The organism is Leucobacter coleopterorum (assembly GCF_011382985.1).
In the GTDB taxonomy this organism is placed as follows: Bacteria; Actinomycetota; Actinomycetes; order Actinomycetales; family Microbacteriaceae; genus Leucobacter; species Leucobacter coleopterorum.
Map to the genome: position 1 here is coordinate 557,085 of NZ_CP049933.1, position 13,094 is coordinate 570,178.

Genomic DNA, 13,094 nt, shown 5'->3' on the forward strand with positions numbered 1-13,094 from the left:
TCTCGTCCTATTCGGGGCTACTCAGCTGATGTAATGTCGTTAGCTTCCATATTCCACTTCTTGAGAATTGAGGCATAGCTTCCGTCGTCAACGGTGGTTGCAAAAGCCTCATCAAGGGCCTTGTTGAGGTCGGTATTCGCCTTGAGTGTCGCGGCGCCGATGCGAATCTTGCCGCTTGGCTCACCGATCATCTTGAATGCGCCCTCAGATTCCTTCTCGTAGAAAGCCATGATTTCGGACGTGTCAACAAACGCGTCCGCTTGGCCAGCGATGACTTGTTGCACGGCGCTTGTGCTCTCGTCGACAAGTGTGATTTCGATGGTCTTTTTGCCCGCTGCCGCGCATCCTTTTGAGAGTTCTTCGGTCGCGGCTCCGCCAGTAGCTCCCGTGATGCCGATGACATTTGTGCCGCAGAGGCTGTCATCGAAGCCGGTGATCTTTTTCGGGTTTGCCTTGCTCACTCCTGCACCGGTTCCTGAATAGAGGTACGGAACAAAGTTCGCGATCTCTTCGCGCTCGGGCTTGATGTAGAGCGATCCCATAATCACGTCACACTGCTTCGCCTGGAGTGCCGGGATAAGGCCGGAGAACGCATACTCTTCGAAGGCCGCTGTGAGGCCGAGTCCCTTTGCGAGCGAGTGTGCGATATCGATTTCAACACCCTGAAGCTCGTTGTTCTCGTCGTAGAAGATGTTGGGTGGGGTATCACCCGTGCAAACGGTGAGTTTGTCGGCTTTGATAACCGTGGGTGGTGTTACCTTGGCGGCCTTGCCGCTTGAATGAGCCTCGGAAGTCTGGGGAGTCTCAGTGCTGCAAGCGGTGAGTGAGACAGCTAGCCCTGCGGTGAAAAGTAGGGCGGCTATGCGTGTACCAGACGAGATGGATGGGGGAAAGCCACGGTGATTTCTCCTTTGTAATCGTGAAAGCTCTTGTCGGCCGCCACACAATCAGGTGTATGATCGATCAACAGTTGGTAGGACCAACTAGGGAACTGAGAGGACAATACCCCGGATCAGGCATCGCCGTCAACACATGCGATTTCTGTGGCAAGGGTCCGGGGTGACGATCCGGCTTCGGCTACTATCGCGATAGGTAAAGAGGAGAATCGAATGGATTGGACCGCAATTGGTCGCGCGACGACGCTGTCACTGCCGGATCGGCTCTCCGTCGATCTGGAACGTTTGATTTTAGAGGGAGAACTCGCTCCTGGTGAAAAACTCCCTGCCGAGCGCGAACTCGCCGAGCACTTGGGTGTCTCACGCGTCTCAATTCGTGAGGCTCTTCGAGAACTGGAAAACCGCGGCCTTATTGACCGCAGGCCAGGCCGGGGCACCATCGTATTGAAGCCCGGTGAGCGCGCGCGCATTTCTGAAGACGTGATCGGCACAATTGAGTCCCTACGACCCGGTCTCGCCGACATTATGGAATTGCGTTCTATTGTGGAGCCGCCAATTGCCCGCATCACCGCCGAACGTGCGACTCCGCGCGATCTGGCTCAGTTAAGTGAGCTAGTTGAGGCAATGGAAGCCGACGTGAGTAAAGAACGCTACGCGGAACTCGACCGCGCCTTCCATCAGGCCATCGCCCAATACGCTCACAACCCCCTGCTTGAACTCATCAATGAGCAGATTGCCACCCAGATTGCGCCGAGCCGGGCTAACAGGTACCAGACCCGCGAGCGCCGCGCCGCTTCGAGTGCCGCGCACCGACGCATCTACGAGGCCATTGCCGAGGGCAATGGTGAATTAGCCGAGCAAGAAGCTCGGGCCCACGTGCTCGACATCAGCAAACAAATCGACCGTGTGGTGAAAAAGGCCGGGAGGACCCCTTGAACTCGATGACCGCAACGCCCACGCCTCGCGGAGCTATCTCCACCTCTCACTATCTCGCGACCGAGGCAGGGGCCGCCGCGATTGAGGCAGGTGGCAACGCCATCGACGCTGCGCTCGCCGCCGCAGCGACACTCTGTGTGGTGTACCCGAACAACGTGGCCCTCGGTGGCGACCTCGTGGCGCTCGTGCGCAGCCCCGACGGGCGGGTGCGGTTTCTCAACGCGACGGGAACCGCGCCGAGCGAGCAGACGCTCGAAGCCCTCAGACAGAAGCACGGCGACAGACTCCCTCTGCGCGGTCTCGACGCCATCACGGTTCCCGGGGGCGTTCGCGGTTGGGAAGCGCTGCACAGCTACGGGGCGACCCGAAGCTGGGCTGACCATCTCGATACCGCGACCAGGCTCGCCGAAGACGGCTTTCCAAACTCACACTCGGTTGCCGTTGCTCTGGTCAAGGCACAAGACTCGCTCGGCAAGGATCCCGGCGCGAGTGCCGTGTTCTATCCGGACGGCAAACCCATCGCAGAGGGTGAGACGTTGCGACAGCCCGCGCTCGCGGCCTCACTGCGCCGCCTGGCTGAGGGTGGAGCCGACGAGTTCTACGAGGGTGAGCTTGCTTCGAAGTGGGTCACCGGTTTAGCGCAGCGCGGATCCCGAATCTCCCTGAAAGACGCGGCGGACTACAGGCCGGTGTGGGCTGATCCTCTCGACGGATCCTTCGCGGGACTGCGTGTGCTCACCAGCCCGCCCAACACCTCCGGGTTTATGCTGTTGCGCGCGCTCAATGCGGTGGCTGCCGGCATCGACGATCCGCTTGGAGATGGTGCGGGCAAGCTCGCTGCGGCCTTCTGCGACAGCAACACGGTGCGGGCCGCAGCTCTCGCCGATCCCGCGTTTGGTGGCGCGTCGGGTGAGGATCTCGTGCGCATGGACGCGCCGGAGCTGGCAGTTGCGGGAGACCCCAAAGCAAACGGAGACACCGTTGGTCTCAGCGCGATCAGCGCGGACGGCTGGGCGGTGTCGCTCATCAACTCGGTGTACTGGGATTTCGGGGCGCACATTCTGGAGCCAGAGACCGGCATCATCTTTCAAAATCGGGGTACCTCGTTCTCGCTTGATCCCGAATCACCGAACGCATTTGCGCCGGGCAAACGCCCGCGCCACACCCTCATGCCGGTGATGGTTCTTGATGGTGAAGAGGTGGCCTGGGTGCCCGCGACCATGGGGGGATCAGCGCAGCCGCAAATTCACGCGCAGCTTCTCCTGCGCTCGCTCGCCGGGGCAACGCCCCACGAGGCGACCCACGCTCCGCGGTGGATCGTGAACGAACCGGAGGCTGACGGCAGCGTCACCGTGACCATTGAGGCCGACGCCCCGCAGGCGGTTCGCGACGCGATCGAGTCCGCAGGGTTTACACTTCACACTGTGCCCTCACGCACCGAAAAACTCGGGCACTCGAACCTGATTCGAGTCGATAACGAGGGATTCTCGGCCGCGAGCGATCCGCGCTCTGATGGTTCTGCCATCGTTGTTGTGGGCACCGCCTGACTACAGCCAACAGCACAGCCTTTCAATCAGCACAGAGAAACGACTTTGATGGATCACACTTCCCGCCCAGCTATTCTTCCGCTCGCCCTGCTCGGTGCGCTCACCGGTATGCTTTCGGGACTCTTCGGCATCGGCGGAGGCGTTATCCTCGTGCCAATGCTTGTGATGTTCCTCGGCTTCCAGCAGAGGCTCGCCGCGGGTACCTCGGTGGCGGCGATCCTGCCGGCTGCGGTGGTCGGCGGTATTGGTTACGCGGTGCAGGGCAACGTGGACTGGATCGCCGCGGTGGCGCTCGCCGCTGGCGTGATCGGTGGCGCGCAGCTCGGCAGTTTTTTGCTGTCGCGAGTACCCACGGGGTTCTTGCGCTGGATGTTTATGGGGTTTCTTGCGGTCGTAGTAGTGAGCCTGTGGTTCGTTGTGCCTCAGCGCGGTGACGAGATCTCGATGTCGGTGCTGAACGCGATCCTGCTTGTTGTTACCGGGTTTATTACCGGTGTGCTCTCCGGGCTGCTCGGCGTGGGTGGCGGAGTTGTGGTTGTGCCAGTGCTCATGTTCTTTTTTGGGGCGAGCGACCTCGTGGCCAAGGGAACCTCGCTCATTATGCTGATTCCAGGATCGATCTCGGGAACGATCGGCAATGCTCGCCGACGTAATGTTGATCTGCGTGCGGCTGCGGTGCTCGGCATCGCGGCAAGCCTGATGTCTCCAATTGGATCGGTCGTAGCGACTCACATCCCACCGTTCTGGTCTAACGTTGCGTTCTCTGCCCTGCTCGCGTTCATCCTGGTGCAGATGCTATTGACGACGCTGCGTAAGCGCGGCAAATAGCCGGCTAGTTATCCAACCGCACCCCACTGCGTTTCAGAGCGTGCAGCACGATCGCGGTGTCGACCTCCACGGCGTCCTCGGTCCAGTCAGCGCGCATCAAGAAATTGGCGAGTGCGGCGTGGTCTGTGCAAGCGATGTCAACGAACAACTGGTGGCGACCCGTGGTAAACGCCAGGTAGCGCACCTCGGGTACCCTGGTGAGGCGTTTTGCCACGGACTCTGTGCGTCCTGGAAACGTGCGGATGCGCAGAATGGCTTCCACTGGGAAGCCGAGAATTGCTGGTTCAACCACCGCGCGGTCGAACATGCGACCACTCTCTTGCAGGTGGGCGAGCCTGCGGCGGGCCGACGCAGGGGAGAGCGCAGTTGCGCGGGCGATCTCCTCGATCGTTGCGCGGCCATCCGCAGCGAGAATTCGTGCAATCTCCTGTTCTTCACGGCGCAGCGGTGCGAGCTCAACCGCACCGGTTGGCTCCCAAGCCTGTTCCTTGTCGCGGAGCGCGGCAACCTGGTCGGGGCTGAGGATGCCGGGGAGCCACTGATGGGTGCCCTTGTATAGCTTGAGGACGGTTGACGTCTCGATACCCACCGCTCCCGGTAGCCCTGGAATCTCGTCAAGGATCACTGACAGAGATCGAGCCCGCTCGTTCATCAACTCAAACACGCAGTCGGCGTCACCCGTCGTGAGGTAGGTGAACACGGAGGTGGGGCGCTCTGCCGCGGCCGTCGCCGTGAGACGATTCATGCCAGAAGCGCAGCGGGCGTGAACAACCGTGCTGTCTAAGACGCCTCCTTGAGGCAGCACCGTGAAGTACGTGGTTCTGACCTGGCGGCTGCGCAGAAGCTCGGCTCCGCGTGAGGCTACCGTCCGTTCGGGGGCGTCGAGCACGGTCGCGATCCGTCGCCAGCCCGCGCGGCCATTTACCTGCAGGGCGGCGACGATTCCACGATCGATTGGCGTGAGTGCGCGAGTGACGTTCATGGCAAGATTATCTGCTGAAATCGCCAACTAGGCAATGGTTCGTTTCTATATTGGTCATTTCAACGTAAGGTTATGGCTGATTCAACCAGTGCCGGTTGTGGTCGCGACCGCGAGGCAATCGGCTTTTGAATCCTCATCCCTCCGTCAAAAGAAAAGGTTGCTATCAATGAAGATTCGCAAACTGGGACTCGTGGGTATTGCAGCCACAAGTGTCATCGTGCTTGCCGCTTGCTCAGCTGGAACACCGTCGGGTGGTACAGATGGCACGTCAGGCGGCGAAGCCATTAAGTTGCGCGTGCAGGCGCACGCGTCGATCGCGGCCGAACCTCTCTACACGGGTATCGAACAGGGCTTCTTTGAAGACGAGGGGCTCGACATTGAGGTCGTGGAGATGCCGGATCTCTCTTCGGCCACCGCGGCGCTGCAGGCGAACAAACTCGATCTTGCCTTCGTGCCGACCATCTCGGCGCTTCAAATGACCCGTAAGAACTTGCCGATTACCCTTGTGGCTCCCTCTGACGGCATCAACCCCGAGGCTGCTGAGGCACCTCGAGAGAAGCAGCGTGATTACACCTCGGTGGGGGTCTACACAAGTAAGGCAAGCGGGATCACGGACCTTAAAGGGCTCGCCGGCGCGACCATCGCGGCTCCCGAGTTGAAGGGGCAACCTGACGGCACAATCACCTCGGTGCTTCAAGAAGCGGGGGTTGCCACAGACGGCGTTGAATGGCTCAGCCTGGGGTTTGTTCCTGCCTTGGAAGCGCTCAAGAACGACCAGGTCGATGCGGCGTTTCTGGTGAGCCCCTTCTCGATTGAAGCGGACGACGCGGGCCTCACGCGCGTCATGAACCCGAGTGTTGAGTTCTTCCCACCCGGCACAGCGACCTCGTCGTGGGCCGCTTCTGCGAACTGGGCAAAGGAGAACACTGAAGCCGTGGCACGGTTCCAGCGCGCCAGCGCGAAGTCGTCTGAGTGGGCAAATAAGAACCTCGAAAAGGTGCAGCAGCACGCGATTGACCGCGCCGGTCTCAAGCTGTCCGTTGCAGACATGCCGAAGTCGTTCTGGCCAGAGACGATCGACGCCAAGAAGTACCAAACGGTCGATCAGAAACTCGTCGATATTGGCTTCTTTGACGACCCAATTGACGTCAAGACAATCCTGTACTCAAAGAACTAACCCCGCCTCACGATTGAAAGGAGCAGGGCGCTCATGCAGGCAAGTGAACTGACGCTGCAAAAGGTTGCGTCTCCCATGCTCTATGGGATCGTTGGTGTTGTACTGCTGCTCGTTGCGTGGCAGTGGGGCTCTGCCGCGGTGGGCTCAGAGACGGCACTGCCGTCGGTGCCGTCCGTCGTGTTGGCTCTCGGGACCCTGGCGCTTGAGACTACTTTCTGGGGCGAGGTGGCAGTAACGTTCGGTATCGCACTGCTCGGCTGGGGTATCGCTGCGATTGTTGGGGTGCTGCTCGGTGTGTTTGTTGGCACCTCGGTGACGGTTCGTGCCGCGACACGGGTGGTGCTCGAGTTCTTGCGGCCGATCCCCGCCATTGTGATTCTGCCGCTGGTGATGCTGATACTCGGACCGACCCCCGAAATGAGCGTGTTTCTGATTGTCTTCGGGGTGACGCTGCCTATCGCGGCGCAGACCGCAGCGGGGGTCGAATCGGTCGACCCCGTAATGCGCAATACCGCACGCTCTTTTGGCATGCGGCCAGCCGAGGTGCTGTGGAGTGTGGTCTTGCCCGGCGCCTCACCCTACATTGGCACGGCCATGCGCGTGGCCGCCCCGATTACCCTGATTCTTACGGTCGTGGCGGGCATGCTGGGTGGTGCTCCCGGCATCGGAAGTTCGCTCTCAATCGCCCAGTTGGCAGGCCGCACCGAAGACATCTTTGCGTACGTGCTGGTGCTGGGCATGATGGGCCTGCTGCTGCAAGCGGCGGCCGTAAGAACCGAGCGCCGACTGCTGCACTGGCACAGCTCCTACCGAAAGGGGGAGTGACATGAGTGCCATCACCACCACAACCGTTATCCGCACCGCTCACAGGGCGCGGAAGGCAAAAAGCCGCAGGCCGTTTCTACTCGCCCTTGAAATAGGCGTACCGATTCTGTTGCTTGTGGCCTGGTGGTTCGGATCTGAGAACTCGACGGACCCCTTCTTTCCACCACTGCGAGAGATTCTGCTTGAGTTTCAGCGTCTGTGGCTCTTTGACCACTTCGCGAGCGACATCCTGCCGAGCATCGGCAACTTTGTTGTGGCCTACTTGATTGCGTGCCTCGTTGGTGTCGTATTGGGGATCCTGCTGGGGCTTGTGAAACCGCTGTTCTGGATACTCGACCCCATCGTGCAACTCGTGCGCTCGATACCGGCGGTGGCGCTGCTGCCGATTTTTGTGGCAACGATGGGCTTCGGCAACGAGGTGCGTGTCTTCGCAATTGCGCTCGCCTCGCTCTTTCCGATTCTCATTTCAACGGTTGACGGTGTGCGGGCGACCGAGCCGCTTCTGCTTGAAACCGCGCGGGTGTATCGACTAAGCAACTGGGAAACACTGAGGAGTGTGTATATTCCGGCTAGCTCGCCGCAGATTTTTTCGGGGGCACTGGTGAGCCTTCAGGTCGCCTTCATCGTCATGATCACGAGTGAGATGCTGGGAGCCGCGCGCGGTATCGGTGCGATGACGATGCTCGCGCAAAAGAGCTTCGACGTGACGGGCATGTGGGCGGGGATCCTGCTGCTCGGCATTCTGGGGTACCTTGCCAATCTCGTTTTCACACTCGTGCGACGACGCGCGCTTGCCTGGTATCTCGGCTCCCAGCGGGCAGCATCGGCGGATTAGCGGTCACCGACCCGACACGGAGCTCGATTGCGGCGGGAGCCAGCTTCCGCCCTGGTTTACACACAAAGGACACATCATGAATCACACTCAGCTCAGCGTTGAGCACCTCGCCAAGTCCTATTCAGTCGGCGGTAAGGAGGTGCAGATTATTGCCGACCTGACGTTCTCGGTGAGTGCGGGCGAAATTGTCGCGATTGTCGGGCCCTCCGGGATTGGGAAAACAACCCTGCTGAAGTGCCTGACGGGACTGCAAAGCATCACCTCGGGTTCCGCCCGCATCGACGGGAAACCAATTGACGGTCCGCCCGAAGAGATGGCCCTGGTGTTTCAGGAGTACACGCGATCCCTGATGCCCTGGCTCACCGTCGAAAAGAACGTGCGGCTTCCGCTGAAGCACCTGCGGCTGCCCAAAAACGAAGCGGATCAGCGGGTGCGCGAGGCGCTGCTGTCTGTGGGGCTGGATCAGGCGCATGAGCGGTACCCCTGGCAGCTCTCGGGCGGCATGCAGCAGCGGGTCGCGATCGCTCGCGCGCTCACGTATCGGCCCGAGGTGCTGGTCATGGACGAGCCCTTTGCCTCGGTTGACGCGCAGACTCGTTTTGAGCTTGAAGACCTCTGCCTGAAGATTCGGGACGAGTTCGGCATGACCATTCTGCTCGTGACGCACGACATAGACGAGGCTGTGTACCTGTCTGACCGGGTGGTTGTGCTGGGACATCGACCCGCGATCGTGACGCGCAGTGTTGACATCGAGCTCCCCTCGCCGCGCGACCAGATCACAACGCGGGCGCGGCAGGAGTTCGCCGAACTGCGCACCGAGATCTTTGAGCTTATTCGCGATGGTGCTGTGACAACACCACCGCAGGCCGCTGCTTTTCCGGCTGCCCGAGCGAGTTAAAGGGATGAACAGCATGCACGATGAAACACTGAGATGGATCTCAGCTACGGAGCAGGCCGCCCTGATTCGCGCGGGTGAGCTTTCGGCTCGCGAGGCACTCCAGGCCCACTGGAGTCGCATCGACGCGTTCAACCCGGCACTGAACGCGGTCATTTTTGAAGACCGTGAGGTTGCCTGGAGTGAAGCGAAGACCGCGGACGCGCGGCAGGCGGCGGGAGAGCCCCTGGGACCCTTGCACGGGGTACCTATGACGAACAAAGACACGAACGAGACCCGGGGAATGCCCAACACCTGGGGATCGCCGCTGCTGTGGCATGTTGTGCCAGAGCAAGACGGACTCATCGTAGGGAGACTACGTGCCGCCGGAGCGATCATGACGGGAAAGAACAATGTGCCGGAGTTCGCGGCGGGCGCGCACACTTTCAACGAGGTGTTTGGAGTGACCTCGAACCCCTACGATCCTTCGCGCAGTGCGGGTGGTTCGAGCGGTGGTGCCGCCGCGGCTATCGCTGCAGGGATGCAGGCCGTGGGTGATGGCTCAGACATGGGTGGGTCGCTGCGCACACCGGCGTCATTCTGTAACATTCTCGGGCTACGCCCGTCGCGCGGGCGGATTCCCCTGCCGAGCGACAACTCCTGGATGTGGCTCGGGCGTACCGGTCCGATGGCGCGGGAGGTGCTGGATCTCGCACTGATGATGAACGTGTTGTCGGGCCCGGATCCTCGTGTGCCCCTCTCGATAAACGAGGCTGGCCTTGACTTTCGCGTTGGGCTCCGAACAGGCATTGATGGCATCCGCATCGGCTGGTCACCCGATGTGGGACTTGGGTTGCCCGTCGAACCCGAGATCGTGCGAGTCTGCGAGCAGGCCCTCGGTGTATTTGCCGAGGCCGGAGCAATTGTAGAAGTGGCCGCCCCAAACATAACCGAGGCGGACATGGTCTTTCGGCAAACCCGGGCCAACGACTTTGAGTCCAGCTGGGGTGAACTGGTGCGTGAGAATTCGGCTCTCGTGAAGCCTGAGGTGCTTGAGAACGTGGCGCTTGGTCAGCGTCAGAGCGCGGCTGACTTGAGGGAGCTTGCGCGCGCACGCACACGACTCGAGGGGCACGTGCGCGATTACTTTGACCGCTACGATTTGTGGATCACGCCAACCGTGCAGACCCTGCCATTCCCAGCAGAACAGCGCTGGCCAGGTATGGTCGCTGGCCAAGTAATGGGTGATTACCTCGATTGGATGCGTTCTGTCTGCGTTGTGTCTGCCATGGACGTGCCCGCGCTCTCGGTGCCCGCTGGATTCTCGGCAGGGGGTCTGCCGATCGGCATGCAGTTTGTGGCTGCCCATGGAAAGGAACACCTACTGTTGCGTGCGGCGCACGCGTTCGAGCAGCGTACGCGCTGGTCGCGAGTGCGCCCCGGTCTCACACCGAGCCTAAGCAAAGGGGTGGAGGTGGTGTCTATGTAATTACGACTCGGCTTGAGCGTCACCGGGTGCTGCGGGCGGCAGCAGAATGTCGCTTCGTTTGTACATGGTCAGCAGGGGTTCAACCGTCACACGCGGATCCTCGTCTGTAAGGTGCATCGCGAGAGTGTTGAGCATTGAGGGTACGTCATCACGATCAGCAAACGCCAGTAACGCGTAGACGGAGCCATCGACCGAGGTCTCGGCAACCCAGCGGCTCCTCCTGTCTGCAGCGAGAAGCGTAGTAACGGCAGCGGAGCCGCCGAAGCGCGGACGAACCGACACAAAAACTTCATACGGATACCCGAGAATCGCCGGATCGAGTACCGCTCGAATGCTCACCCGATCAGACTGTTGCAGCAGCGAAATGTGCTTGCGCACGGTTGCTTTTGCTGTTCCCAGTTTGCTGGATATTGCCTCGATACTCATTCGCCCATCTTGCTCAAGCAGTGACACGATCTGCTGGTCAACAGGGTCGAGCTCAACGGGGTGGTTCGAAGCGGCAGTGAGTGCGGAGGACTCGTCTTCTCCGATGTGGGCGAGCTGTTCCGCATCTAAAATCTCTGGTTGCCAACCTCGCACAGTCCTGCCGTAGTGGTGAATAGGAGCAAACGAGAAATCTTGGATTGGGAGGTCTTTGAGATCCTGTTCGATGAAGCTGGTGCGATTGCCCTGGTGAAGAAAGAATTCGCCGACCACCGCGCTGCTGGTCATGAGCGTGGTGACCCAGAGTGACTCCGGACGATGGGCGAGCCACTGGGCGATCTGAGATAGGTGCTCGGGGCTGCAGGTGATTCGGGCAAGGAAGGCGTCGCCCCGGCCCGCTAAAAACGGGTTTGCGAGCGCCGTGACGCGCACGAGTCCTTGCTCAAAAAGACGGGTCGCGCGGCGGGCTACCGTGCGCTCCTGTAGCCCGGTTGCCTGCGCGATCAGCCGCCAAGAGGCGCGACCGTTGCGCAGCAGTGCAGCACAGATATCGCGGTCGGTTGGGTCGAGTAACTCTGGCATTCACTTCTCCTTCACCGCGACCGTCAAATGCTGACATCGTCTCTGGCCAAGTGTAACTTTCTGGCCAACAGTAACGGTTTGGGTTGACAAAATAGACATTTAGGGTGACTATATCTTCTTAAAAGGCCAACAGGATTGCTTCTGCTTTCTGTTTTTCTCATTCGAGGAGGAATGAGTGATCGAAATCGACATCAAGAGTGACGCTGGCTTGTGCCGGTGGAGCGCAGAGGATCAGCTCGCAGCTATGCGAAGAGGAGAAATTTCAGCGCGCGAACTGCTGCACGAAACCCTCTCTCTCTTCAAGCGTGTGAACGGTGAGATCAATGCGCTCGTCACAACGGACTTTCAGGCTGCCGAGGTGGCCGCGGCTGCGTCGGATGCACGCAGACATGCCGGCGAACCTGAGCGTCTGCTTGAGGGGCTGCCGATCGCGGTGAAAGATCTCGAAGACACGGCGGACATGCGCACCACCTACGGATCCCTGCTGCACGCAGAACACGTGCCGAGCCGCGACACCCTCGTGGTTGAGCGGCTGCGCCGGGCCGGGGCCGTGATCTACGGCAAAACCAACACCCCGAGTTTGGCACCGGATCCCACACCTACAACCGCGTGTTTGGTGAGACACGGAACCCCTACGATTTGGGCAGAAGCGCCGGGGGCTCTAGCGGCGGTGCTGCCGCTGCACTTGCAGCCGGACTTGTCTCTGTGGCAGACGGGTCCGACATGGGAGGTTCGCTGCGCAACCCGGCAGCGTTCTGCAACGTGGTGGGGTTGCGGCCCTCGGTCGGGCGCGTGCCGAACTGGCCCGCGGCAGACCACTGGGAGTCGATCGCCACCTGCGGACCAATGGCGCGCACCGTTGGTGACACCGCGCGGTTGCTTTCGGCTATGTCTGGCGGAGACGCACGATCCCCGCTGGCGTTCCCCGAGCCGTTCACAGCGCAACGAGATGTAGACCTCGGTTCGCTTCGTATTGGGTGGAGTCGAACGCTCGGTGGCCTCGACATTCAGACGGCGGTCACGGAGGTGCTCGATGCGGATGGCCTGCCGACGCTGCGAGGACTGGGCCACAGGGTGCACGACGTGGAACCGCAGCTAGACGAGGCCGATACTGCCTTCCGAACACTTCGTGCCATCAACTACGCGCGCAACTTTGGTGCGCTGCTTGAGACGAACCGTGGTGACCTCGGACCAGAACTTGTTGCCAACACCGAAGCAGGCCTCCGTTTGACTCTGGAGGACTACCTTGCGGCGCGAGAACAGCGAGCCCGCGTGTACGACCGGATGGTCGCGCTCTTCGAAGGAATTGACGTGCTTGCCGCACCCGTAACGGCGGTGGTGCCGTTCTCGAACAAGGAGACCTGGCCGCGCGAGATTAACGGGGTTGCCCAGCACGATTACCTCGAGTGGATGCGGGCAAGCTGGCGGATCTCACTGACCGGGTTCACCGCGATCAGTCTGCCGTGTGGTTTCACCCCGAGGGACTTCCAGTCGGGCTGCAACTCATCGCTCCGCCACGCGGTGAAGCGCTAATCCTCGCCCTCGCCGCGCAGTTCGAGCGAGAGCGGCCGGTGTGGAAACGAAGCCCCGCCGTGCTGTCGGCCACGCCCACCCCCGTCACGTTCTCAGACCCCGCAACGACCAATAGATAAGGAGCCCTCCCTATGAGCATGGAATCCCGCAACGAAGCGAGGCTATCC

General features: G+C 60.9%; 11 protein-coding genes and 1 pseudogene. 9 read left to right on the top strand and 3 right to left on the bottom strand.

All coding sequences use genetic code 11. The features are described from left to right. Window positions 1-17: 17 nt before the first annotated feature. On the bottom strand, window positions 18-947 hold the full coding sequence (locus tag G7066_RS02635; protein WP_166328822.1) for an ABC transporter substrate-binding protein: 930 nt from the start codon (window positions 945-947) through the stop codon (window positions 18-20). 162 nt (window positions 948-1,109) lie between these two features. Here G7066_RS02635 and G7066_RS02640 point away from each other — a divergent pair, with 162 nt between their 5' ends. Genes G7066_RS02640 through G7066_RS02650 form a run of 3 tightly spaced genes read left to right on the top strand, consistent with a single transcriptional unit; the run spans window position 1,110 to window position 4,207 of the window. Beyond that, entirely contained in the window at window positions 1,110-1,832 is a 723-nt protein-coding gene (locus G7066_RS02640; protein ID WP_166328824.1) for a FadR/GntR family transcriptional regulator, read from the top strand. Window positions 1,833-1,837: 5 nt separating this feature from the next. Further along, window positions 1,838-3,379, top strand: a complete 1,542-nt coding sequence (locus G7066_RS02645; RefSeq protein WP_166328826.1) for a gamma-glutamyltransferase family protein — start codon at window positions 1,838-1,840, stop codon at window positions 3,377-3,379. Between the two features lie 48 nt (window positions 3,380-3,427). Further along, a complete protein-coding gene (locus G7066_RS02650; protein ID WP_166328828.1) occupies window positions 3,428-4,207 on the top strand; it encodes a sulfite exporter TauE/SafE family protein in 780 nt (259 codons plus the stop codon). Between the two features lie 4 nt (window positions 4,208-4,211). Here G7066_RS02650 and G7066_RS02655 read toward each other — a convergent pair whose 3' ends face one another. Beyond that, window positions 4,212-5,189: an Lrp/AsnC ligand binding domain-containing protein gene (locus tag G7066_RS02655; RefSeq protein WP_166328830.1), complete on the bottom strand. Its 978-nt coding sequence runs from the start codon at window positions 5,187-5,189 to the stop codon at window positions 4,212-4,214. A 166-nt stretch (window positions 5,190-5,355) separates the two neighbouring features. Here G7066_RS02655 and G7066_RS02660 point away from each other — a divergent pair, with 166 nt between their 5' ends. The 5 genes from G7066_RS02660 to G7066_RS02680 all read left to right on the top strand — a co-directional run bounded on the left by G7066_RS02660 (window position 5,356) and on the right by G7066_RS02680 (window position 10,389). Beyond that, window positions 5,356-6,366 carry an ABC transporter substrate-binding protein gene (locus tag G7066_RS02660; RefSeq protein WP_166328832.1) on the top strand — a complete coding sequence of 337 codons (1,011 nt, stop codon included), beginning with the start codon at window positions 5,356-5,358 and terminating at the stop codon, window positions 6,364-6,366. A 33-nt stretch (window positions 6,367-6,399) separates the two neighbouring features. After that, a complete protein-coding gene (locus tag G7066_RS02665; RefSeq protein ID WP_244303217.1) occupies window positions 6,400-7,191 on the top strand; it encodes an ABC transporter permease in 792 nt (263 codons plus the stop codon). 1 nt (window position 7,192) lies between these two features. Beyond that, on the top strand, window positions 7,193-8,026 hold the full coding sequence (locus G7066_RS02670) for an ABC transporter permease (RefSeq protein WP_166328834.1): 834 nt from the start codon (window positions 7,193-7,195) through the stop codon (window positions 8,024-8,026). Window positions 8,027-8,102: 76 nt separating this feature from the next. Continuing rightward, window positions 8,103-8,924 (top strand): ABC transporter ATP-binding protein, encoded by an 822-nt coding sequence (locus tag G7066_RS02675; protein WP_166328836.1) that lies wholly within the window; start codon window positions 8,103-8,105, stop codon window positions 8,922-8,924. Between the two features lie 13 nt (window positions 8,925-8,937). Beyond that, entirely contained in the window at window positions 8,938-10,389 is a 1,452-nt protein-coding gene (locus G7066_RS02680) for an amidase (protein WP_166328838.1), read from the top strand. Here the strand turns inward: G7066_RS02680 and G7066_RS02685 are convergent, their stop codons facing one another. After that, the gene (locus tag G7066_RS02685; protein ID WP_166328840.1) at window positions 10,390-11,394 is read right to left on the bottom strand and encodes an Lrp/AsnC family transcriptional regulator; all 1,005 of its coding nucleotides are present in this window, start codon (window positions 11,392-11,394) and stop codon (window positions 10,390-10,392) included. It abuts the gene before it with no gap. Window positions 11,395-11,638: 244 nt separating this feature from the next. On the opposite strand from G7066_RS02685, the pseudogene G7066_RS15565 reads away from it, so the two are divergent. Then, a pseudogene (locus G7066_RS15565) lies at window positions 11,639-12,927 on the top strand (amidase). Window positions 12,928-13,094: the final 167 nt, after the last annotated feature.

Bases quoted from the DNA above. Each gene is read 5' to 3' on its own strand.
- G7066_RS02640 (WP_166328824.1), top strand. From the start codon at position 1,110: ATGGATTGGACCGCAATTGGTCGCGCGACGACGCTGTCACTGCCGGAT.
- G7066_RS02645 (WP_166328826.1), top strand. From the start codon at position 1,838: ATGACCGCAACGCCCACGCCTCGCGGAGCTATCTCCACCTCTCACTAT.
- G7066_RS02650 (WP_166328828.1), top strand. From the start codon at position 3,428: ATGGATCACACTTCCCGCCCAGCTATTCTTCCGCTCGCCCTGCTCGGT.
- G7066_RS02655 (WP_166328830.1), bottom strand. From the start codon at position 5,189: ATGAACGTCACTCGCGCACTCACGCCAATCGATCGTGGAATCGTCGCC.
- G7066_RS02660 (WP_166328832.1), top strand. From the start codon at position 5,356: ATGAAGATTCGCAAACTGGGACTCGTGGGTATTGCAGCCACAAGTGTC.
- G7066_RS02665 (WP_244303217.1), top strand. From the start codon at position 6,400: ATGCAGGCAAGTGAACTGACGCTGCAAAAGGTTGCGTCTCCCATGCTC.
- G7066_RS02670 (WP_166328834.1), top strand. From the start codon at position 7,193: ATGAGTGCCATCACCACCACAACCGTTATCCGCACCGCTCACAGGGCG.
- G7066_RS02675 (WP_166328836.1), top strand. From the start codon at position 8,103: ATGAATCACACTCAGCTCAGCGTTGAGCACCTCGCCAAGTCCTATTCA.
- G7066_RS02680 (WP_166328838.1), top strand. From the start codon at position 8,938: ATGCACGATGAAACACTGAGATGGATCTCAGCTACGGAGCAGGCCGCC.
- G7066_RS02685 (WP_166328840.1), bottom strand. From the start codon at position 11,394: ATGCCAGAGTTACTCGACCCAACCGACCGCGATATCTGTGCTGCACTG.